Below are 21,704 nucleotides of genomic sequence, written 5' to 3' on the forward strand. Positions count from 1 at the left end.
CTGCTTTTTCGAACGTGACTTCCGGGGGTATTGCTATGTCATATTTCATGCGAATCCACCACGGATCCTGCAGTTTGTCTGTCGGATCAAAAAAATTCATTATGGCCTTATCAGGAGTGATGGTGTACGTAAAATCCTGTCCTGCCGGAACGGATTCCGGTGCCGCAATCTTCACGCCCCAATCACTTGTTCCCGTATGAACACCGGAGCCCTTCGTACGGAATGGATCATACTGGCCTATTGCCGTATGACAGCTGACCGCGAATTTCACGTCAGTGGTTGTGATGTTGCTACCGAGAGTTGAGGTCTCAGCTTGAGCGACACCTGGGAGAAGGACCGTTCCGGCGCTGAGGGCGATGGTTGCGGCGATCGTAGACCAGTGTCTATATGAATTCATGAATCAATCTCCTCTGCTGGAAATGATGTTCCAGTGTCTCGATGGTTGCGGTTTACAGGCTCTTCGATCTACCCCAGCGCTCGCTACCCTTCATCTCCATCCGCTGCGCCGCAGGACACGCCGGGTGAAAGCCGGTTCAGTCCGCGATGTTCCATTGCTGGTTGAACCCGCCGGTGCAATCCCAGAGCTGCAACCGTGCGCCGTTGGCGGATTCGCTGTCGGTCACATCCAGGAATTTGTTGGCATTACCTCGGTTGACAATGGCACCGCCGGATTAGATCGGATTTCCTATAAATGTTCCCGAAATCATCGCATCTATTTGGTTTTCTCCCCTGGTGCCCCACCACGAGTTCCGGTGATATTCGCATGATCGTCCGAACAACCGCGTCATGGGGTTCACCAACATGGCCGATGTCGTCGGCGACGACATCGCCACCGAGCACTCCGCGCTGATGTCGAAAGTGGTGGCGAACGGCAATCACCGCGTGAAGTTCCCGCTCAACGAGCCGGCAGTGGGGAAGAAAAAATCACAGATCGACGAGTACCTGGAATTCTATGGTGAACCGGGATGCCAGCACTTGGCCCTCGCGACTCGCGACGTCCTCGCGACTGTGGACGCATTGCGGGCCGAGGGCGTCGAGTTTCTCGACACCCCTGCCGCGTACTACGAGGACCCGGAGTTGCGTGCCCGGATAGGGAAGGTGCGGGTGCCGGTCGGGGAGTTGCAGAAGCGCGGCATCCTCGTCGATCGGGACGAGGACGGCTACCTGCTGCAGATCTTCACGAAGCCACTCGGTGATCGACCGACCATCTTCTTCGAACTCATCGAACGGCACGGCTCGCTCGGCTTCGGGGCTGGTAACTTCCGGGAACTGTTCGAGTCCATCGAACGCGAGCAGGCGGCCCGCGGCAATCTGTGAACCTCCGATAGGCACGCAGTGCATCATCGACTGATGGATGACACAGTGGTCGGATCGTTCACGGGCAAAGTCGCCCTCGTAACCGGCGCCTCTTCGGGGCTCGGGCGGGCGGTGGCGCAAGCGCTCACGGACCGAGGAGCGCAAGTCTTCGGGGTTGCGCGTGACGGGGATGCTTTGCGCCGAACCATGATCGAGATCGCCGGTTCGGACGGAGCGAAACGGTACGCGCCGGCGGATGTCGCCTCGTCGGTGGCGTGCACCGCGGCCGTGGACTCCTGCGTCTCGACGCTCGGTGGTCTCGACGTGCTGGTCAACGTTGCTGGTGCGCACACTCTCCGGCACAGCGCTGACGTCACGGATGAGGATTGGGCGCGCGACCTCGCCGTGAATCTGAACGGGCCGTTCTATCTCGCACGGGCAGCGTTGCCTCACCTGCTCGCCCGGGGAGGCAACATCGTCAACGTCGCGTCCGTCGCCGGACTCGAGGGGCAGGCGTACTCTGCCGGCTACTGCGCTGCCAAGCACGGCCTGGTCGGCCTCACCCGTGCGATGGCCCTCGAGTTCACCGGTACGTCGCTGCGGATCAACGCCATTTGCCCCGGCGGGATGATGACCCCACAGGTCACGAATTTTGCGTTTCCGGAGGGCGTCGACTTCGAACTGGTCATGAAGTCGGCGGCACCGCGCGGTCTGATGGAACCGGGGGATGTAGCGAAGATGGTGGCGTTCCTCGCGTCCGACGACGCCTCGGCCGTCCACGGTGCTGTGTACGCGGTGGACAACGGGAAGATGGCATGAGTCCCGTCAGTGGCAGTCTCGTCGGCGGCCCGATCTTCCAGATCTGCTGGGTGGTCGACGACATAGACACCGCGGAGCGGCACTTCACGCAGCAATTGGGCGTCGAGCGATGGCTGCGGCTGCCGAATGTGCACTTCGGTCCGGACCATTGCACGTATCGCGGAAAGCCGGCCGATTATGTGGTCCACGTGTCACTGGGATATGCCGGTGGGCAGCAACTCGAGCTGATCCAGCCCGTGTCGGGGCGGAACATTTACACCGAACAGCTCGCGAAGAGCGGGCCTGGGGTACACCACGTGGCCTGGATTCCCGACGACTTCGAGTCCGCCCTCGCCGAGGCCGGTCGCCGGGGTCTGCCGATCGTCCAGCAGGGCCGGGTCGAGGGGGTCGGGATGGAGTTCGCCTATCTCGACGGCGGTCCTCTCGGCAGCTACGTGGAACTGATGAAGCTCTCCGACGAAATGCGGGCCATGTTCGATTCGCTGAATCCGGAATCGGCCCACAAGTGATTCGTGCCACCAACTACACCCTGTCGTTGGCAAATTCGACAGAACTGGGACACTAGGGGTCGTGACTGATTCCCCCGGTGACTGCGACGCGCATGCCTCCCGATCCGCTCAACTCTTCGAAAGGGCGGATCTGGTCATTCCCGGCGGCGTCAATTCTCCGGTGCGGGCCTTTCGCTCGGTCGGCGGCACCCCGCGATTCATCAGGGAGGCGTCCGGCTACACGCTCACCGATGTCGACGGCAACAACTACGTCGACCTCATCTGTTCCTGGGGGCCGATGATCCTCGGGCACGCGCACCCCGCTGTCGTCGAGGCTGTGCAGGCGGCCGCCACCACCGGTCTGTCGTTCGGTGCCCCCACCGAAGGGGAGATCGAACTGGCCGAGGAGATCGTCGCCCGCGTCGCGCCGGTGGAGAAGGTGCGCCTGGTCAATTCGGGCACCGAGGCCACCATGAGCGCGGTCCGGCTGGCCCGCGGCTTCACCGGCCGAACCAAGGTCCTCAAGTTCTCCGGTTGCTACCACGGCCACGTCGACGCACTGCTGGCTGACGCCGGTTCGGGTCTCGCGACCTTCGGTCTTCCGACCTCTCCGGGGGTGACGGGCGCCCAGGCCGAGGACACCATCGTCGTTCCCTACAACGATCTCGACGCCGTCGCGCAGGCATTCGCCGCGAACGACGGCAAGATCGCGTGCGTGATCACCGAGGCCGCCGCGGGCAACATGGGAGCGGTGGCCCCTCGGCCAGGGTTCAACGAGGGCCTGCGAGCAGTCACGCGGGACAACGGCGCCCTGCTCATCATGGACGAGGTGATGACGGGATTCCGCGTCAGTGCCGCAGGTTGGTACGGACTCGACGGCGTCGCCGGTGATCTCTACACGTTCGGCAAAGTGATGAGCGGAGGACTGCCCGCCGCCGCATTCGGTGGCCGCGCCGACATCATGGCCTACCTCGCGCCGGCCGGGCCCGTCTACCAGGCGGGCACCCTGTCCGGAAACCCAGTCGCCGTCGCCGCCGGGCTCGCCAGCCTGCGCGCCGCGGACCAAAGTGTGTACACCGCGCTCGAGCGCAACAGTGCGACTCTGCGCGGTTTGCTGTCCGACGCACTGACCGCGGAGGGTGTGCCGCACCGCGTGCAGACCGCCGGAACGATGCTCAGCGTGTTCTTCAGCGAAGACCCGGTCACCAATTACGCCGAGGCGAAGGCCGCCCAGACGTGGCGCTTCCCCGCGTTCTTCCACGGCCTGCTCTCCCGTGGGGTGTACCCGCCGCCGAGCGTCTTCGAGGCGTGGTTCGTCTCCGCGGCCATGGACGACGAAGCCTTCTCGATCATCGCCGACGCCCTGCCGCATGCAGCGAAGGCCGCCGCCGCGAGCACTCGGCCCTGACGTGTCGACAACTCGGGCTGCCCCCGCCGGCCTCCACAGATCATCTGATTCAAGCCCCGACCCGAGGAACCGCAACGTGACCGATGCCGATCATCCCGACCACGCGAAGACCCGCACCATCGTGCATGTGCTCCGGCACGGCGAGGTGCACAACCCTCGCGGAATCCTCTACGGCAGGCTTCCCGGGTTCAAGCTGTCGGTGACGGGCGAGAGTCAGGCCCGCGCTGTGGCGTCGGTCCTGGCCAAGCACGACATCACTCATGTGGTCGCATCGCCGTTGCAAAGGGCGCAGGAGACAGCGGCCCCGATCGCCGCCGCCCACGGCATCGAGATCGGGACCGACGAGAATCTCATCGAGGCAGGCAACGAATTCGAGGGGCTCAAGGTCGCGGTCGGTGACGGTGCACTGTCCCGTCCGCGACACTGGTGGAAATTGCGTAACCCGTTCACCCCGTCGTGGGGCGAACCGTACCTGCAGATCGCACACCGCATGCTCGCGGCGGTGAACAGCGCGCGCGTCTCCGCAGTCGGGCATGAGGTCGTCGTCGTCAGTCATCAGTTGCCGGTCTGGACTCTCCGTCGATTCTTGCAAGGGGACCGACTGTGGCACGACCCGCGCCACCGTCAGTGCGGTCTCGCGTCGCTGACATCGCTCGTCTATGAGGGCGACACCCTCATAGACATCGTGTACTCGGAGCCTGCGGGCGCGTCGGATCCGAGGGTGACCGGGGCATGAAACGAGGACGCTTCGCGGGGGTTGCCGCGGTGGTGTGTACGGCTGCGCTGTTGCTGTCGGCGTGCGCGTCCGGTGACGACGCAGTGGCCCAGGGCGGTACGTTCGACTTCGTGTCTCCGGGCGGCAAGACCGAGATCTTCTACGATCCGCCAGCCGACCGCGGCGCCATCGGCACGTTGTCCGGACCCGATCTGATGGACGAGGGAACGACCGCCTCGCTCGACGACTTCACAGGTGAGGTCGTGGTCGTCAACGTGTGGGGGCAGTGGTGCGCTCCCTGCCGGAGTGAGGCCAGCCACCTCGAGCAGGTGTACGAGGAAACCAAGGACCAGGGCGTTGCGTTCCTCGGGATCAACGTGCGGGACAACCAGCAGGACAAGGCGCAGGACTTCGTGATCGACAACAACGTGTCGTATCCGTCGATTTACGACCCGGCCATGCGGACGTTGATTGCGCTCGGGCGGAACTACCCGACGAGCGTCGTCCCCACCACGATGGTGCTCGACCGCGAACACCGCGTCGCCGCCGTGTTCCTGAAGGAGCTGCTGGCCGAAGACCTGAAGCCGGTAGTCGAACGGGTAGCGCAGGAATCATGAGTACCAGTACCGCCATCCTCGCCGCAGGCATCGGCGATGCCTTCGGGTCCACCGCCGTGTCCGGACCACTGGTGCTCGCGTTCGGCGCGTGCATCCTCGCCGGTCTCGTATCGTTCGCGTCGCCGTGCGTTGTTCCTCTCGTACCCGGATACCTGTCTTACCTGGCCGGTGTGGTCGGGGCCGACGCCCCCGCCGTCACCGCGGAGGAGGCCAGCGTCCGCACCAAGACGGTCTCCGACGGCCGACTTCGGGTCGCGGGTGCCGCGGGCCTGTTCGTGGCGGGGTTCACCGTCGTGTTCGTGCTGGCCACGGTGTCCGTGTTCGGCGCCATCTCGGCTCTCGCGATCAACCGCGACATTCTGATGCGGGTCGGTGGTGTCGTCACCATCGCGATGGGTCTGGTGTTCATCGGATTGGTGCCCGCTCTGCAGAGGGACACTCGACTCGAGCCGCGGCGCATTTCCAGCCTGGCCGGTGCGCCCCTGCTCGGCGGGGTGTTCGCGCTGGGCTGGACTCCGTGCCTCGGTCCGACATTGGCCGGTGTCATCTCCATATCTGCGGGCACAGAGGGTGCCACCGCTGCTCGCGGTGTCATCCTGATCGTCGCGTACTGCCTCGGGCTCGGGCTGCCGTTCGTGATCTTGGCGTTCGGTTCGGCGCGAGCATTGAACGGTGTCGGATGGCTGCGCCGTAACGCGCGGGCCATTCAAGTCTTCGGCGGATTCATGCTGGTGGCAGTCGGCATCGCCCTGGTCACCGGCGTTTGGGATCTGTTCGTCAGCTGGGTCCGCGATGCCTTCGTCTCGGATGTGATTCTGCCCATATGAGTGAGATCGAGACGCCCCCGAGAGCGGAACCCGCCCCTGTGCCCCGTCAATCTCTGCCGGGCCGAGTCTTGGCCGCGGTCCGCAACACCTGGCGGGGGCTCACGTCCATGCGGACGGCGCTCGTGCTGCTGTTCCTACTGGCGCTCGCCGCAATCCCGGGCGCCCTGCTGCCGCAGCGCAGTCTCAACGAGGGCAAGGTCAACGACTACATCGCGAACCGGCCCACACTCGGCTCCTGGATGGACAAGCTCGAACTGTTCGACGTCTTCGGCAGTTTCTGGTTCACCGCCGTCTACGTCCTGCTCTTCATCTCCCTGGTCGGCTGCATCCTGCCCCGGTGCGTCGAGCATGCGAAGGCGCTGCGGACCCGCCCGGTGCCTGCACCGCGCAATCTTGCGCGGCTTCCGCACCACCGCGAGGACCGGGTCGACGAGACGCCCGAGGAACTCGTCGCCCGCCTGAGCACTCAGCTGAAGGGGTGGCGACTCGAGACCCGCGAGGGAGGGGGGCGCGCGCCGCGCGAGGGCGAGATCACCCTTTCTGCAGAGAAGGGGTACCTGCGTGAACTCGGCAACCTCGTCTTCCACGTGTCCCTTGTGGGGTTGCTGGTCGCGATCGCCGCGGGAAAGCTGTTGGGTTACGAGGGCAACGTCATCGTGGTCGCGAACGACGGGCCCGGTTTCTGTACCACGTCTCCCGCGGTTTTCGACTCGTTCAGGGCCGGCAACACACAGGACGGCACCGGTATGACGCCACTGTGTGTCAGGGTGAAGGACTTCACTGCCGACTACCTGGACAACGGTCAGGCGGAGATGTTCACGTCAAACATCGCGTACCAGGCCGGCAGCGACCTCGACACCAACACGTGGCGCGACAGCCAGTTGCAGGTCAACCACCCGCTCCGTGTCGAAGGCGATCGAGTTTATCTGCAGGGCCACGGGTATGCGCCGACGTTCACGGTCACGTTCCCGAACGGGCAGACGAGGACGGAGACGCTGCAGTGGCAACCCGACGACCCGACCACGTTCCTCAGCAGTGGTGCGATGCGGTTCGACCCCCCCGGTGGCATGTATCCGGATACCGACGAGCGACGGAAGAACCAGATCGCGATCGAAGGCCTCTTCGCCCCAACAGCCCAGTTCCACGGGAGCCTGCTGTCGTCGAGTTTCCCGGCGATTACCGACCCCGCCGTCGCCATCGACATCTACAAGGGCGACACCGGACTCGACACCGGCAACCCGCAATCGATTTTCTCGCTCAACACGGAACTGATCAATCAGGGACGGCTGGTCAAGCAGGATCGGGTGAATCTGAAGCCGGGTGAGAGTTCGACGCTGCCCGACGGCACCCAGGTGCGGTTCGACGGCGCGGTGGACTTCGTGAACGTGCAGGTGTCCCATGATCCGGCGCAGCAATGGGTGCTGGTGTCGGCTCTGACGATGATGGCGGGACTGCTCGTCTCGTTACTGGTCAAGCGTCGGCGCATCTGGGCACGCATCTACCCCGCGGATGATTCGGATCTCGACTCACGACGTACCGTAGTAGAGCTTGGTGGGCTCGCCCGGACCGATCAGGCGGGTTGGGGCGACGAGTTCGACCGACTCTGCACTCGTCTGCTCACGGACGACCCAAAGCCTGATTCGCAGGAGAACCAACGATGACGACCAACGAGACACTGGCGCAGTACAGCGACTGGGCCTTCCGATCAGCTTTCGCCGTTTTTCTGTTGGCGCTCATTCTGCTCATCGTGCAGTACGCGTCCACGCGCGCGCAGGCGCTACAGGAGAGGGAACTCGTGTCGGACGGCGTCGGAGCGCGCTCGGTCGGCACCGTCGACAGTGCCGACGTTCCCGGCCGGGTGGCGATGCAGCCGGAGAAGCCGATATCCGAGCGCTTCGGCGGCATGGGTTCTGCCGTACTCGTCGTCGGTACAGTCCTGATCATTGCGTCGATCGTGCTTCGCGGGCTGTCCACCAACCGGTTCCCGCTCGGCAACATGTATGAATTCGTCACCATGGCCTGCGCGGCTGCACTCGTCGTCGGTCTCGCACTCCTGTCGAAGCCCGGGTACCGGTCGATGTGGGTGTTTCTGCTTGTCCCCGTGCTGGTCCTGATGTTCCTGTCCGCCACGCTGCTGTACGCGGACGCGGCACCCGTGGTGCCGGCGCTGCGGTCGTACTGGCTGCCCATCCACGTCACCATCGTGAGTGTTGGCTCCGGTGTGTTCCTGGTGTCGGGCATCTCGAGTCTGCTGTTCCTGCTGCGCGTGCGCTACCCCTACGGTGAGGAGGGAACGGGCATCTTCGCATGGGTCGCGGAGCGGTTGCCCGACGCCCAGACGCTGGACAGATTGGCGTATAAGACCACCATCATCGGGTTCCCGCTCTTCGGGGCGGGCGTCATCCTCGGTGCCATCTGGGCAGAGGCCGCGTGGGGTCGCTTCTGGGGCTGGGATCCCAAGGAGACGATGTCGTTCATCGCCTGGGTGATCTACGCTGCCTACCTCCACGCGCGCGCGACGTCCGGGTGGCGCGAGACGAAGGCAGCATGGATCAACGTGGCGGGCTTCGTCGCCATGCTGTTCAATCTGTTCATCATCAACATGGTGGTGTCGGGACTGCACTCTTACGCGGGCCTGACCTGACCGGTCTCTACCGACTGGTATCGTTCCGCCGCGACGTCTCGACCCGTGTGACTTGGTGGGGACTATAGCGACTCGAGGGGATGTTCAGCGATGTCCGAAAGCAATGCTGGTGCGTGGGAGCCGGTGCGGTCTGCATCGAACCCGCCGGAGGGCGAGCAGGATGCGGCCACGCAGAACGCAGGCGGTCCGAGCACACACGCTGCTGCGCGGCAGGCACCGTACGTTCAGCCTCAGGGCCGAAACCCCTTTGCCCAAGCTCCGGCGCCCGTGCCGGCCCGGCCACAGACGCAGGCTCCAGCGCCCACTCACGCCCCGCGACAGCAGGCGCCCGCACCGCAGCAATCGGTGTTCATCGACCAATCCCAGGCGCCGCAGCAGCCCGCCGGGGCGGGAGCCCCCTCCCGCCCTCAGCAACAAGTACCCGCTCAGCAGCCGCAGGGTCAGCACGCACCGCGGCAGCAGACCTCGTTCACGCCGCCCCCGCAGCAGCGCACCCCCGGGCTGCAAGGATCCGCTCACGAACAGCAGTACGCGGTGTCGGCGCGCGACCTGTCGACCTCATTGCTCCTCCGGCAGGTCAGACCGGCCCCGACCACGGGGTGGCGCAAGATGCTCTACCAGATGTCCGGCCGCCACATCAACGTCGGAAACAGTGCCAAGGAACAGCGCCGCATCGAACTGACCAAGCAGGTCAACCAACCGCTTCAGGGTTGCTACAAGATCGCGCTGCTGAGCCTGAAGGGCGGCGTGGGCAAGACCACCATGACCGCGACGCTCGGTTCCACGTTCGCATCAGTTCGCGGCGACCGCGTGATCGCCGTGGACGCCAACCCCGACCGCGGGACGCTCAGTCAGAAAATTCCTCTCGAGACGCCCGCCACGGTGCGTAACCTGCTGCGCGACGAGCAGAGCATCGAGAAATACAGCGACGTCCGCAGTTACACGTCACAGAGCCGTCACCGACTCGAGGTGCTCGCGTCGGACAGTGACCCGGCCGTGTCGGAAGCGTTCAGCGGAGACGACTACGCGCGGACCGTCAAGATGCTCGAGAAATTCTACAGCATCGTTCTGACCGATTGCGGCACCGGTCTGATGCACTCCGCCATGCAGACGATTCTCGAAGAGGCAGACGCTCTCGTGGTGGTCAGTTCGGGGTCCGTCGACGGCGCACGCAGCGCGTCCGCGACCCTCGACTGGCTCGACGCCCACGGATACCGGGATCTGGTATCCAAATCGGTGGCCGTGGTCAACGCCGTGCGCCCACGTTCGGGCAAGGTGGACCTGCCGAAGGTAGTCGAACACTTCGAACAGCGGTGCCGTCTGGTGCGCATGGTTCCGTTCGATCCCCACCTCGAAGAGGGCGCCGAGATCGAACTGGAACGGCTGCATCCGAAAACGCGCAGCGCCCTGCTCGAACTGGCTGCTGCGGTCGCGTCAGACTTCCCTGCCTCGAACTTCCCGCTGCAGGATCATCACTGACGCATTGAGGGCAGAGGTGCCGACCCCGTAAGGGCGGCACCACCTCGTGCGATCAGCCGATCGGGTCGGACGAACCAGTACCGGGTTCTTCGGGCTTTCTCCGGTGAGCTTCCCGATCCACCTTCCACAGGAACTCCGGATCGTCGTCAGGCCCCACGACCCGCTTGCTGAGCATCGGGTTCGTCGTCGGGCCGAATGCTTTCCACAGCAGGACCGCAACGGTCACGAGTCCGATGAGTGCCAACAGATAGAGCACCGCGCACCTCCTTACACCATCCGAGGATAGTCGGTTACTTCTGAGCGTAGCCGGGTCGGGGGCAGAGGGCATCCCTCAGGGGCCGAGAACGCCCGTGTCGCGGCAGTCGCCGTTCGGTGTCACCGAGCGGCCCGCCGCTGTGTCACGAACGGCCCGCCGCCGTCGTCATGGTTTGGCCCGCCTCGGTCGTCAGCGAACGGAGCAACTGCATTACCTCGGCCTCACGGAAGCGGCGGTGTCCGCCGGGAGTACGCAGCGATCCGAGTCTGCCGGCGTGTGCCCAGCGGGTCACTGTCTTGGGGTCGACATGGAACAGGACTGCCACCTGACCCGGAGTCATGAGGGTGTCTGTGGTTGCCCTGAGGCCGGATCCGGTGTCGGGGGGTGCGCTCATGGACGGTCTCCGCTGCTTTCGACTGATCTGTGTGTGGCCGGGCGCATCTAGCAACCTGGTCCAAGGACATCGTGGCATCACAACCCCTGGTTGTTCGAACCATCAAATCTTGGTAAAGGGGAGGCAATTGACAAACCGGATAAGTCGGGCGTGTCGGGATCGGTCGCCTCGATGGGTAAACTTGGGGCGTGAGTGATCCCTCCGAGAAGCCAGAAGACCAGGTCGAGCCCCCCGTGCCCGCGAAAGTGGACGGCGCGACGACAGTGTCCGCGAAGGCGGACGGCGCGACGACAGTGTCCGCGAAGGCGGACGGCGCGACGACAGTGCCCGCGAAGGCGGACGGCGCGACGACAGTGCCCGCGAAGGCGGACGGCGCGACGACACAGGGCGGACGGGTGACGAAGGGGCAGTTGGCCCGCGATGTCGCGATGTATTCGATCGCCCGACTCCTCCTCGTCGTTGTCATTGGCGCGATCATCATCGGTGGCGCCGAACTCGTCGGCGTGGAGATCCCGCTGCTCGTGACAGCAATTTTCGCCGTTCTGATTGCGCTCCCGCTGTCGCTCGTGATGTTCGCGAAACTCCGCCGCAGGGTCAATGAAGGTATCGCTACGTTCGACGCACAGAGGCGTGCCGACCAAGCCGACCTTCGTGCCAGACTTCGCGGCGAGGACACGTCGCGGTGATATGCGGCGACGGTGCCGTCATCGACCGGAGTCTCCCTCGCGATTGGGTGGACAATGCGGTCCGCCTCATAGACGCTGACGCGCAGCGCAGCGCGGACACCCACCTTCTGCGCTACCCGCTACCGGCGGAATGGGGTGTGCAGTTGTATCTGAAAGACGAATCGACTCACATCACCGGCAGCCTCAAGCACAGGTTGGCGCGCTCACTCTTCCTGTATGCGATCTGCAACGGATGGATCACCGAGGGGACCACTGTCATCGAGGCGTCGTCGGGGTCGACCGCCGTAAGTGAGGCGTACTTCGCGAAAATGCTGGGTCTCGACTTCGTCGCAGTCATGCCGCGCAGTACGAGTGGCGCGAAGATCGCTCTCATCGAGGCTCAGGGCGGACGCTGCCACTTCATCGATCGTCCGCCGGACATCTACAGTGAGGCGCGCCGGCTCGCAGCGGAGACGAACGGTCACTTCATGGATCAGTTCACTCACGCGGAACGGGCCACGGACTGGCGTGGCAACAACAATATCGCCGAGTCGATCTATGAGCAGATGACTTGTGAAGAGCATCCTGTGCCGGAGTGGATCGTGATGAGTGCCGGTACCGGTGGCACGAGCGCCACGCTCGGTCGGTACATCCGGTATCGCAGGCACGCGACGCGCCTGCTCGTGGTGGATCCGGAGAACTCGGCGTTCTTCGGCGGCTACGAGACCAACTCGTGCGACTACGCGACGGGCATGCCTTCGCGTATCGAGGGCATCGGGCGGCCCCGGGTGGAGCCGTCGTTCGTCGGGCAGGTCATCGACCGGATGATGCGGGTGCCCGACGCGGCGTCCATCGCCACGGCCCGGCACGCTAGTTCTGTGCTCGGGCGCCGGGTGGGCGGTTCCACAGGCACGAACCTGTGGGGTGCGTTCACCGTCATCTCGGAGATGCGCGCCGCAGGCCGAAGCGGCAGTGTCGTGACGATCCTTTGCGACGGCGGAGAGCGGTACGCCGACACCTATTTCGACGACAACTGGGTGGCCGGTGAAGGGATTGACCTCGCGGGGCCGACTGCGGTGCTGGACACGTTCGCGGCGGCCGGGGGATGGGAGGGTCAGCCGGGCTGAGGCGCGGGTGCAGCAATTCCCATCGGCGTCGTGACAGGGCGCGACATCGTGACCCGCGGCCACGCCGCGAGGCGGTGCCGAGCCTCGGCCTCACGGATACGAGACAGGCCGGGGGTCATGTCGCCTTCCTCTAGTGGACGAAATCCCAACCGCTCGTAATAGGGGGCGTTCCAGGGCACGCCGACGAACGTAGTGAGCGTCAGGGCGCTGAGTCCACGCGCCGCTGCCCAGGCCGAGATTTCGTCGAGGAGGAGCGCGCCGAGTCTTTGGCGGGCGTGGGAGGGATGAACCGACACCTGCTCGATGTGTGCGCCGCCGTCGACGAGGGCGACGAGGGCGTAAGCGACCGGGGTGTCGTGTGCATCGACCGCCACCCAGAGGCATTCGGTTTGAAGATATTCGGTCAACTCTTCGAGAGTGAAAGGGGGATCGTCGGCGACGGCGTCCATTCCGATGTCACGAAACGGCGCACCCGCGGCGATTTCGATGTCTTGAAGTGCGGGCAGGTCTGTAGAAACAGCCGAGCGGATCACAGCTCTTTTTTACCTGAAGTCCTGCAGTCCGCACAGTTTCCTTGCACTTTACCCGATGCTTGATGCCTCCGGAGTCTACGCAACCGTAGGTTGGTAGCCTGGCGTTACGACGACGAGTGGGGACGAGGCATGGGCAGGCCCGAGGTATCTCTCGAGAACTACGACGAGGTGTACAAGTTCTACCGCGACCATCAGCAGAAACGCTTGATGGCGAAGTTGGCCTACGCGTCGTTATACGCGAAGTATCGGCCGCGGGTCCGGTATGCGGAGGGGGCCGAGGCGCGGTTGGATGCACTACTGAAGTCGGGCACGGTGCTGATCATCGCCGTCAATCATGTGACCCACAGTGATCAGTACACGCTCGCGGCCGCCGCTTGGAAGTCGCCGCTGCGCCGGGTGATCGGGCGCACCCGAGTGCTGGCGAAAGACGAATTGTTCGTCGATCCGGACCTGCGCAAAAAGCTCGACATGATGGGCAGTATCCCGGTGTTCCGCAGCAAGAATCACGGCCTCCGAGCGGTCGCCGACGCGGGCCGACTCATGATGGACATCTCCGCCGAGCGGTTGAGTCGCGGCGACAGCCTGGCGATCTTTCCCGAGGGAACCTGCAACGAGGAGGATCAGACCAGGCTGCAGTCGATCAACAGTGGCATCGGTCACATCGCGAAGCGCGCCGCAGGTCGTGGAGTCTCGCCCGTGCTGCTGTCGATCGGAATCAGCTACGGGCCCGACGCCCACGGTCCCGACACCGAGAACGTGAAATCGGCGAGTGTGTACATCGGACAGCCCTTTCCCGACCTGCCCGCGAAGCCGATGGACATCGCTCACGCCGTGCAGAAGGACCTGCAAAGCGCCGTGGACGGAGCGGTTGCCTCGTACTGATCGATCCGGTTCTTGTTTCGTCTCGCCGGTGTGTCAGCATGCACCCATGACCTTCTTGGTGCGTCTCGTGATCAACGCTTTCGCAATCTGGCTTGCGAAGGAATTGGTATTCGGCATCGACATTTCCAGTTCGGGCAACGGGACCGGGTGGGACATCGTGGTCCTGCTCGGTATTGCCCTGGTGTTCACGGTCGTCAACATCTTCGTCAGACCGCTGGTCAAGCTGTTGTCGTTGCCGTTGCTGATCGTGACGCTCGGGCTGTTCACCCTGGTGATCAACGCGCTGATGTTGATGCTTACCGCCTGGCTGAGTTCGCAGACCGACTACGGACTGACCGTCGATGGATTCTGGACTGCCCTGTGGGGAAGTCTGATCATCTCGGTCGTCAACTTCGTGCTCGGCATCGTCGTGCCGGATCGCAAATGATCCGGTCAGGCGACTGACAGGGCCGCAGCGGTCGCTGCACCCCAGATAAGCATCGCTAGCCCCGAATCCCGAAGTGCCGGAATCAGTGTGAGACCATGTCCACCAGAGCGGACGGGGGAGTTGGCTCGCACCGCGAGGGGCAGAGCGAACAGTCCGATCAGCGCCCACGGTGTGCGCGGGACCAGCACGAGGGTGGCGACGAACGGGACCGTCAAGGCGGCGAGATGAAGTATGCGCGTGCGAGAGTCGCCGAGTCGGACGGCGAGTGTGTGCTTGCCTGACTCGGTGTCGGTGGGAATGTCTCGCAGATTGTTGGCCACGAGAACTGCGCTCGAGAACGACCCGACTCCGATCGCGGAGACCAGGCCGGCCCAGTCCGCCGTCTCGGCCTGCACGTACTGGGTGCCCAGCACGGCGACGAGACCGAAGAATACGAACACGGCGACTTCGCCGAAGCCGCTGTAGCCGTATGGCTTCGTTCCACCCGTGTAGAACCATGCGCCGGTAATGCACAGGGCGCCGATCAGAACGAGCCACCAGGCGGTGGTGACAGTGAGGACCAGACCAGCCACGGCGGCGACGGAGAAGCAGGCGATCGCCGCGATCTTCACAGTCGAGGGCTCGACCAGTTTCGACCCGACGAGTCGTAGCGGCCCGACCCGGTCGTCGTCGGTGCCGCGGATTCCGTCCGAGTAGTCGTTGGCGAAATTGACCCCCACGATCAACGCGAGGGAGACCACGAGCGCCAGTGATGCCTTCCACCACACCGCGCCGCCGAGCGATGCCGCCGCTCCGGTGCCCACGAGCACCGGGGCGATCGCGTTCGGGAGGGTGCGCGGACGAGCGCCTTCGATCCATTGAGCAGCCGTTGCCATGCACCGATCTTTGCACCATGTGGGACGCGGCATTCATCCACACCGAACTTGTCGATGTTCGCATCGACGCCTCCGGTTCGATCAGCCGAACCTGGCCTCCAAAGCCCGCCGGTCCACCTTTCCCGGACCGCGGAGGGGCAGGGCGTCGACGAGATGCAGTTCGCGGGGTGCAGCGGTGGAGTCGAGCGTGCCTTCGACGAACGAGCGGAGATCGTCGAGGGTCGGCTCGGTGGCTGGCTCGGCGACGACGATCGCCGTGACGCGTCGTCCCAATCGCTCGTCGGGGAGGCCTATCACGGCGCACTCGCGCACCGCGGGGTGCGCGACGAGAGCAGCCTCGACCACCTGTGGGACGACGGTGAGACCGCCGGTAGAGATGGCTTCGTCCAGTCTGCCGGAGACGGCGAGGATCCCGTCGGTGACCGTTCCGGCGTCGTCGGTGCGGAACCATCCCGTTTCGGCGAATGCGGGGTGGTCGGGGAGGCTGCGGTAGCCGGACGCGAGCATGGGTCCGCTGAGAAGTACGCGGCCGTCACGGGCGATGCGTACCCGGGCGCCGGCGAGGGGTGTGCCGTCGTATACGCACCCGCCGCACGTCTCACTCATCCCGTAGGTGCGGACGACGGGGATACCGGACTCGACTGCCCGCCGCAGTACTGGGGCAGGGGTGGCTGCCCCGCCGAGGAGTACGGCATCGAGGGAGGCGAGCGCCGTCACCGCGCCGGGGTGGTCGAGAGCCTTGATCAGCTGGGTCGGAACCAGCGAGGTGTATCGCCGCCGGCCGCTCATCGAGTTAACGGCTGCGGGGACCAAGCCCGGATCAAAGCCGCCGCCCACGTCGATCACCACCGGTTCGGATCCTGCGAGGACACTGCGCATCAGCACCTGCATCCCCGCGATGTGGTGGGCCGGGAGAGTTAGCAACCAGGATCCGGGTCCGCCCAGCCTTGCGTGCGTGGCCTCACAGCTGGCGCGGAGCGCGGCCGCGGTAAGCATGGCGCCCTTCGGCACACCCGTCGTGCCGGAAGTCGAGACCACGAGCGCGACCCCGTCGTCGATCGGGTCACCTGGACGCAACGCGTCGGTCAGGCGTCGGATCTCGCGCTCGTCGGCAGCGGGCACCGGGAGCACAGCCGGTTCGGTGCCGTCGAGGATCGCGGACAGTCGCGGCAGGAGACCGACGACGTCGCGCCCGGACGGCACCGGGAGGGTGGTGAGACGATTTGTCATCGCGGCCCGCCGAGTGGCCGGCCGCCCGTGGGTGGGTTGCTGCGTACGCGGTCGACATCGGAGTCGAGCGGCAACGCGAGACTGTCTTTCACAGGGATTTGCTCGGGATACCCGGCGCGAAGCCAGTCGGGCACGGAGCGAAGTAGTGGAGACTTGGGCACGCATTTATGATCGCAGCCAGCCCCACCGAAAGGTAGATCCAGGCGTCCACCCCGCACGCAACGCTGGTTCGGGTCAGCTCTCACTCGTCGGACGGGAGTCGCGGCGAATCGGATGATCTTCAGGAATCTGCACCAGCACGATCGGGATTCCGTCCGGGTCCGTGATCCACATCTCGTGCAGTCCCCACGGCTCCTGCCGAGCTCCGCGCTCGATCTTCACGCCGGCCAGAACCAGTTCCGTCTGGGCGGCGGTGAGATCGCGAACCTGCAGCCACAGTGCCCCGTCGAACGACGACGCGCCGGTACCGCCGTGCGCCGCGACTTCGATCAGTCCCTGGCCTGCGAAGAATACGATCCCCCCGGGGTACTCCCGGGCAGTAGCGAGACCGAGGATGTCGCGATAGAAGCTCAGCGTCGTCGCATAGTCGCGGGGCCGCAGAATCGTCCTGCTGCTGAGGATCTCCACCCGTCACTCTCCTTCACTCGGGCGGGCCTCGTGTCCCGTCCGGCCGTGTGTGCGTCGCTCTTCTTTCATCTTCGCTTCGAACAGGTGCCGCCGCCCCTCCACCAATTCGGTGCGCACCGACCGCTCGTGTTCGCGCAGAGGCGACCAGTAGTGGTCGTCGAATTCCTCGACGACCTGGAAGGTCCACCGGCCGCAGAGGACGTTGCGACCTACCAGTTCGGTTCGTAGTCGGCCCGCCAACTCCACGTGGCCCGCCTCCTGCAAAGCGTCGGCGGCCTCACCGAGTTGCTGATCGGCGTGACCGATCAACTGGTGGAACGAGTAGAGGTGCCCGCGGGCCCGTTCGACGGTTTCGAGGGCTTCCGAGACCTTGCCGAGCGCGGCGACGGTGTCGTCGCTCACTCCTCGCGGGCGGCGATGTTCCGGGGCGGGGACCTCTCGGTCGGTGCTCATGTGGGTCAGTCTGCCCGAATCGGGGACCCCGTGCCCCATCTCTTGCCAGGACGACGAACCTGCCCGGACGGTGAGGGTGCCCGGACGATGATGGTGCCCGGACTACGAATCGGGCACTTCGCGCCGGGTGGAGAATCGTCACCGTTCGCTCCGACACCCTCCGAGAGCATCAGCGACTCTATGACGGCGCCCCGAACATCCTGATCGGCGGATGGGTGACTTTGGTGGTTCTCATCTTGCCGCCGGGAGGCCCGTCGTCTTCGTCAGCCCCTCCGGGTTGGGGGTGTCTACAACGTCATGACCCGCAAGAGCTATTCCGGTCACATACCCACGTCGAACGCGACTGTGGCGGGGGCCCTGCGCCATATCGTCGCTTGCGAGGATTGAGTGAATTGTCCGGTTTGGATACGCTGGCAATAGACGAGATGCATGTTCGCCACCGAAATCCAGGTAACCGAAATTCCCGTCAGCGAAGAACACGGATGAACGCCCACCAAAATAATAGGTAGGAGTGCGCAATGCCCGACTTCACGATCAATCGTCAGATTCAGGCTCCCGTGGAAGTGGTGTGGGGCGTACTCAACGACTTCGGGAACATCGCCCGATGGAACCCCGGCGTCAAGAACTCCGCGCTGACATCCGATGGGCCGGTGAGTGAGGGATCGACCCGACACTGCGATTTCGCGCCCCTCGGCGGCGTCGACGAACGAATCGACACATACGTCCCGAACGAACGCATGACGGTGAATCTCTACGAGACGTCCAAACTGCCGATCTCTGGCGGCGTTGCCGATTTCAACATCGCGGCGCAAGATACCGGCACGAAATTGACGCTCCACTACAGCTACACGCCAAACCTGCTGGGTCGTCTGGCGAAGGGGTCCACCGACAAGCAGTTACGCAAGGGCATCACGGGTTTGGCCGACGCCCTTCAAGAAGAGAGCGAACAGGGCGCCGCCGGCTGACCGCCCGACGCCGGAAATGATCGAACACGCCCGGCGTCGGCGGAGGGAAGGGGCAGAGCCCGGCAAGGTTGCCTAGTTCCACCCTGGACCGCCCGTGCCGCATCGGGGCGAAAGACTTCGCGCGAGTTCTGCACGGGGCACGACACCAGCGGATCCGCCCGTACACCCCACGCCGCAACGGCAAAGTCGAGCGGTACAACCGCATCCTGGTCGAGGACTTCCTCTACGCCCACACGTGGACGAGCGAGAAGCAGTGCTTCCAGGCGACCACACACTGCCTTCGGAAACCGGCCACCCGCGAGCAAACTCCGAACCGGTGTCACCAACGTCATCGCCTCATACAGATCGGGACCCTGTCGAGGCCGCGCTTCTCGTGAAGGAGTCGTGGCCCTCGACGGCCTCGTTGGTCATGTACGCGCAGATTGCCGGTGATCCTGATGACCCCGGTGTTCTAGCGTCGGGCAGTGTACATCAGCCCTGCTCAGGAGGTTCTTTGAGCGCGGGCTTCGGCAGGTACGGCGTCGAGCCGGGCTCGGACATCGCCGAGACCGCGAGCGAGGATGAACTGGCCGCGGCCCGACAGCGGCGCCCACCGCGACGAGGACGTGTCCCATCGCCGAAGCATGCGCGGATCGGCCGACACCTCGACGTCGGCGGCGGATCCGGCCTGGACCGTCACGCCCTGCCAGCCGACCAGTCGCACCGGCTGGTCTGGTTCGACTGGGTCGAAGTAGAGCTGGACCACCTCGCGGCTCTCTCGGTCTCCGACATTGGCGATGCTCACTTGCACACTCGAGTCGTCGGTCACATGGGCTTCCCGGTATTCCCACGACGAGTAGCCCAGGCCGTGACCGAACCAGAAATTTGGCTCCGGGGCGTGGCGCGCATGATGGCCGCGATACCCGATGTAGACCCCTTCCGTGTAGTTCAGGTCGCCGTCAACAGGCGTCACCGACCAGGCGGGGCTCTGCCCGTCCTCGGCGGGGAATGTGGAGACCAGACGCCCCGATGGCTCGATGGAGCCGTACAGGGCCGCCGCGACGGCGTGGCCGGCTTCCTGGCCTGGCAAACCGGCCCACAGGATCGCGTCCACCTCGTCACGCCAGGGCATGATCACCGGCGTCGCCGCATTGACAACCACAACCGTCCTCCGGGCCGCTGAGGCGACGGCCGAGACCATCGCATCCTGATCACCCGGCAGGTGCAGGGTCGACTTGTCGAAGGCCTCGGTTTCCCGTTCGTCGGTTGTGCCGACCACGACCACTGCGACGTCGGCTTCGGCGGCCGCCGACACTGCCTCGGCAATGGCCTCGTCGCTGCCACGTTGCGCGGGAGCCACTGTCACGGCAAACCTGCCAGGACTCATGGGCCGTCGGACGACACCGCGGATCTCGGTGCCGGAACTGACCACCGAGGTGTCGGTCCGGAACGGTGGCTGCTGCAGCGCTCCACCAAGGACCTCCTGCAGCGACGGACCCGGCCGCTCGGTTTCGTCGTCGGACAGTGGCTGACCGAGGGTATACGCGAACGTGTCCACACCGACGTGCACTGTCCAGTCGCCGGCACCCATTCCCCCGATATCGACAGATCCATCCAGGGTGCTCACTGCCCGGAACTCGATCGCGGCAACGTCGGCATCGAGGTCGTCGTCCCAGCCGATGGTCGTGACCGCCGAGGCGGAGCGCCGTTCTTCGATTACCGACCCGTCTGCGGAACGCAATACGAAGTGAATTCCGGGCTCACGGGTGTCCGGATCGAGCAGGACACCTCGCCGTACGGAAGCAGGCCGGGCGCGGATGGCAACGCCGTCGACGACGGAGACCGATGTGCCCGGCAGCGCGGTCATGCCCTCGGCGATGCTGACCTGGTGGGGCGGGTTGACCTCCGCGGAACCGCCTCCCATGCACACCGTGTCGACGGCATGCCTGCCGATCAGGGCGACCGACTGGGTTTGCTGCAGCGGGAGGGCACCGTCGCGATTGGTCAAGACCGTCATTCCGGCGGCGGCGAGTCGGATCAGTTGCTCCTTGCGCACGAGTGACGTCGGCGTGGGTAGATCCGTGGGGTACTGTCGCTGCTCGCCGAGCGCACCGACCCGCGCGGCCAGCACCAGGAGGCGATGGACGTGATCGTCGATCACCGACATCGGAACTTCGCCTGCCTCGACTGCGGCAACCAGAGCCTCGCCCCACGGACCATCGGGTCCGGGCATGACCAGATCAAGGCCCCCGTTGGCGGCGGGCGCGGCCGTCTGGGTCGCGAGCCAGTCGGACATGATCAGACCGCTGTAGTTCCATTCCTCCTTGACGATTTCGGTGTTGACGTGCACTTGCTCGGTGGCAGCAACCCCGTTGATGTTGTTGTACGCATCCATGATCGACCAGGGATCGGCATCGGCGACCGCGATCTCGAACGGTGTCAGGTACAACTCGCGGAGCGTGGCTTCGTCGACGATGCTGTTCATCGTGTTGCGTTCGGTCTCAGACTCGTTGGCGACCAGGTGCTTGAGACATGCGCCGACACCAGCGTCCTGCAGTCCGCGCACATAAGCTGTCGCGAGGTTTCCGGTCAGCAGTGGGTCCTCCGAATACGCCTCGAAGAGACGACCTCCCAGTGGGGAGCGGTGGAGGTTGATCGTCGGCCCGAGAACCACGTGAATCTGTTGGGCTAGTGCCTCTTCGGCGAGAAGTTGGCCGGTGTCGTACAGCAGAGTGGTGTCCCAGCTCGAGGCCAGCACCGTTGCGTTCGGAAGCAGCGTCACCTGGCGTACCCCGCTGGAGTCGAGTCCCCGAACGCCCGTCGGCCCGTCAGACAGGCGTACCTCGCCGAGACCGATCGATTCCTCTGCTGCGGTGGTGAATGTCGTCGCGCCTGTGAGGAGCCGGACCTTCGTCCGAAGATCGAGCGACTCGATACGATCCGTGTGCTGTGATGTCCCTGAATCGACTTCGACGGGTTGGGAGCTGCGACTGTTCAC

The 21,704-nt window shown here is 64.8% G+C and carries 25 protein-coding genes and 2 pseudogenes; 16 read left to right on the forward strand and 11 right to left on the reverse strand.

Going from position 1 to position 21,704, the window contains the following annotated elements; all coding sequences use genetic code 11:
• Positions 1-397, reverse strand: a 397-nt coding sequence (locus RM2_RS24160) for a hypothetical protein (protein WP_139277856.1), incomplete at its 3' end; no start/stop codon positions are given.
• Between the two features lie 136 nt (positions 398-533).
• Positions 534-659, reverse strand: coding sequence for an RICIN domain-containing protein (locus RM2_RS20345; RefSeq protein WP_084721911.1), 126 nt, complete (start codon positions 657-659; stop codon positions 534-536).
• A 118-nt stretch (positions 660-777) separates the two neighbouring features.
• Here RM2_RS20345 and RM2_RS20350 point away from each other — a divergent pair.
• From RM2_RS20350 to RM2_RS20395, 10 genes and pseudogenes are all read left to right on the forward strand, one after another.
• A pseudogene (locus tag RM2_RS20350) lies at positions 778-1,317 on the forward strand (VOC family protein); the annotation flags it as partial.
• Between the two features lie 33 nt (positions 1,318-1,350).
• Positions 1,351-2,115 (forward strand): SDR family NAD(P)-dependent oxidoreductase, encoded by a 765-nt coding sequence (locus RM2_RS20355; RefSeq protein ID WP_072691333.1) that lies wholly within the window; start codon positions 1,351-1,353, stop codon positions 2,113-2,115.
• Complete coding sequence (locus RM2_RS20360; RefSeq protein WP_072691334.1) at positions 2,112-2,624, forward strand: VOC family protein; 513 nt, start codon at positions 2,112-2,114, stop codon at positions 2,622-2,624. The genes RM2_RS20355 and RM2_RS20360 overlap by 4 nt, the downstream gene beginning before the upstream one ends.
• A gap of 61 nt (positions 2,625-2,685) precedes the next feature.
• Entirely contained in the window at positions 2,686-4,011 is a 1,326-nt protein-coding gene (hemL, locus tag RM2_RS20365; RefSeq protein WP_072691335.1) for a glutamate-1-semialdehyde 2,1-aminomutase, read from the forward strand.
• Between the two features lie 76 nt (positions 4,012-4,087).
• Positions 4,088-4,747 (forward strand): histidine phosphatase family protein, encoded by a 660-nt coding sequence (locus RM2_RS20370; RefSeq protein ID WP_072691336.1) that lies wholly within the window; start codon positions 4,088-4,090, stop codon positions 4,745-4,747.
• Positions 4,744-5,343, forward strand: a complete 600-nt coding sequence (locus tag RM2_RS20375) for a TlpA disulfide reductase family protein (protein WP_072691337.1) — start codon at positions 4,744-4,746, stop codon at positions 5,341-5,343. The genes RM2_RS20370 and RM2_RS20375 overlap by 4 nt, the downstream gene beginning before the upstream one ends.
• A complete protein-coding gene (locus RM2_RS20380; protein WP_072691338.1) occupies positions 5,340-6,170 on the forward strand; it encodes a cytochrome c biogenesis CcdA family protein in 831 nt (276 codons plus the stop codon). Before RM2_RS20375 ends, RM2_RS20380 begins: the two co-directional genes overlap by 4 nt.
• Positions 6,167-7,831, forward strand: a complete 1,665-nt coding sequence (gene resB / locus RM2_RS20385) for a cytochrome c biogenesis protein ResB (protein WP_072691339.1) — start codon at positions 6,167-6,169, stop codon at positions 7,829-7,831. Before RM2_RS20380 ends, resB begins: the two co-directional genes overlap by 4 nt.
• The gene (gene ccsB / locus RM2_RS20390; protein ID WP_072691340.1) at positions 7,828-8,814 is read left to right on the forward strand and encodes a c-type cytochrome biogenesis protein CcsB; all 987 of its coding nucleotides are present in this window, start codon (positions 7,828-7,830) and stop codon (positions 8,812-8,814) included. The genes resB and ccsB overlap by 4 nt, the downstream gene beginning before the upstream one ends.
• 90 nt (positions 8,815-8,904) lie before the next feature.
• Positions 8,905-10,293 (forward strand): MinD/ParA family ATP-binding protein, encoded by a 1,389-nt coding sequence (locus tag RM2_RS20395; protein ID WP_072691341.1) that lies wholly within the window; start codon positions 8,905-8,907, stop codon positions 10,291-10,293.
• Positions 10,294-10,345: 52 nt separating this feature from the next.
• Here RM2_RS20395 and RM2_RS20400 read toward each other — a convergent pair whose 3' ends face one another.
• Entirely contained in the window at positions 10,346-10,549 is a 204-nt protein-coding gene (locus RM2_RS20400) for a hypothetical protein (RefSeq protein WP_072691342.1), read from the reverse strand.
• A 142-nt stretch (positions 10,550-10,691) separates the two neighbouring features.
• Positions 10,692-10,943, reverse strand: coding sequence for a BldC family transcriptional regulator (locus tag RM2_RS20405; protein ID WP_072691343.1), 252 nt, complete (start codon positions 10,941-10,943; stop codon positions 10,692-10,694).
• A gap of 353 nt (positions 10,944-11,296) precedes the next feature.
• Between RM2_RS20405 and RM2_RS20410 the strand changes: the two genes are divergently transcribed.
• Together RM2_RS20410 and cds1 are read left to right on the forward strand one after the other, a co-directional pair.
• Positions 11,297-11,629, forward strand: coding sequence for a DUF4229 domain-containing protein (locus RM2_RS20410; RefSeq protein ID WP_245814068.1), 333 nt, complete (start codon positions 11,297-11,299; stop codon positions 11,627-11,629).
• Positions 11,629-12,735, forward strand: coding sequence for an L-cysteine desulfhydrase Cds1 (gene cds1, locus RM2_RS20415; protein ID WP_072691357.1), 1,107 nt, complete (start codon positions 11,629-11,631; stop codon positions 12,733-12,735). Before RM2_RS20410 ends, cds1 begins: the two co-directional genes overlap by 1 nt.
• Here the strand turns inward: cds1 and RM2_RS20420 are convergent.
• Positions 12,723-13,268: a GNAT family N-acetyltransferase gene (locus tag RM2_RS20420; RefSeq protein WP_072691344.1), complete on the reverse strand. Its 546-nt coding sequence runs from the start codon at positions 13,266-13,268 to the stop codon at positions 12,723-12,725. The two genes, cds1 and RM2_RS20420, sit on opposite strands and share 13 nt — an antisense overlap.
• Positions 13,269-13,397: 129 nt before the next feature.
• Here RM2_RS20420 and RM2_RS20425 point away from each other — a divergent pair, with 129 nt between their 5' ends.
• Positions 13,398-14,150 (forward strand): lysophospholipid acyltransferase family protein, encoded by a 753-nt coding sequence (locus RM2_RS20425; RefSeq protein ID WP_072691345.1) that lies wholly within the window; start codon positions 13,398-13,400, stop codon positions 14,148-14,150.
• Positions 14,151-14,196: 46 nt separating this feature from the next.
• Positions 14,197-14,577 (forward strand): phage holin family protein, encoded by a 381-nt coding sequence (locus tag RM2_RS20430; protein WP_072691346.1) that lies wholly within the window; start codon positions 14,197-14,199, stop codon positions 14,575-14,577.
• Positions 14,578-14,582: 5 nt separating this feature from the next.
• Here the strand turns inward: RM2_RS20430 and RM2_RS20435 are convergent, their stop codons facing one another.
• The 5 genes from RM2_RS20435 to RM2_RS20450 all read right to left on the reverse strand — a co-directional run bounded on the left by RM2_RS20435 (position 14,583) and on the right by RM2_RS20450 (position 17,762).
• A complete protein-coding gene (locus tag RM2_RS20435; protein ID WP_072691347.1) occupies positions 14,583-15,452 on the reverse strand; it encodes a 1,4-dihydroxy-2-naphthoate polyprenyltransferase in 870 nt (289 codons plus the stop codon).
• An 81-nt stretch (positions 15,453-15,533) separates the two neighbouring features.
• Complete coding sequence (gene menE, locus RM2_RS20440; RefSeq protein ID WP_072691348.1) at positions 15,534-16,682, reverse strand: o-succinylbenzoate--CoA ligase; 1,149 nt, start codon at positions 16,680-16,682, stop codon at positions 15,534-15,536.
• The gene (locus RM2_RS24165) at positions 16,679-16,843 is read right to left on the reverse strand and encodes a DUF3349 domain-containing protein (protein WP_139277857.1); all 165 of its coding nucleotides are present in this window, start codon (positions 16,841-16,843) and stop codon (positions 16,679-16,681) included. The genes menE and RM2_RS24165 overlap by 4 nt, the downstream gene beginning before the upstream one ends.
• A 73-nt stretch (positions 16,844-16,916) precedes the next feature.
• Positions 16,917-17,309, reverse strand: coding sequence for a VOC family protein (locus RM2_RS20445; RefSeq protein ID WP_072691349.1), 393 nt, complete (start codon positions 17,307-17,309; stop codon positions 16,917-16,919).
• Between the two features lie 3 nt (positions 17,310-17,312).
• A complete protein-coding gene (locus tag RM2_RS20450) occupies positions 17,313-17,762 on the reverse strand; it encodes a hypothetical protein (RefSeq protein WP_072691350.1) in 450 nt (149 codons plus the stop codon).
• A gap of 518 nt (positions 17,763-18,280) precedes the next feature.
• On the opposite strand from RM2_RS20450, the gene RM2_RS20455 reads away from it, so the two are divergent.
• Both RM2_RS20455 and RM2_RS20460 read left to right on the forward strand, forming a co-directional pair.
• Complete coding sequence (locus RM2_RS20455) at positions 18,281-18,727, forward strand: SRPBCC family protein (protein ID WP_072691351.1); 447 nt, start codon at positions 18,281-18,283, stop codon at positions 18,725-18,727.
• A gap of 107 nt (positions 18,728-18,834) precedes the next feature.
• A pseudogene (locus RM2_RS20460) lies at positions 18,835-19,072 on the forward strand (integrase core domain-containing protein); the annotation flags it as partial.
• Positions 19,073-19,208: 136 nt separating this feature from the next.
• On the opposite strand, the gene RM2_RS20465 reads toward RM2_RS20460, so the two are convergent.
• Entirely contained in the window at positions 19,209-21,704 is a 2,496-nt protein-coding gene (locus tag RM2_RS20465) for a beta-glucosidase family protein (protein WP_218017253.1), read from the reverse strand.

The organism is Rhodococcus marinonascens NBRC 14363 (assembly GCF_001894885.1).
Taxonomy (GTDB): domain Bacteria; phylum Actinomycetota; class Actinomycetes; order Mycobacteriales; family Mycobacteriaceae; genus Rhodococcus_F; species Rhodococcus_F marinonascens.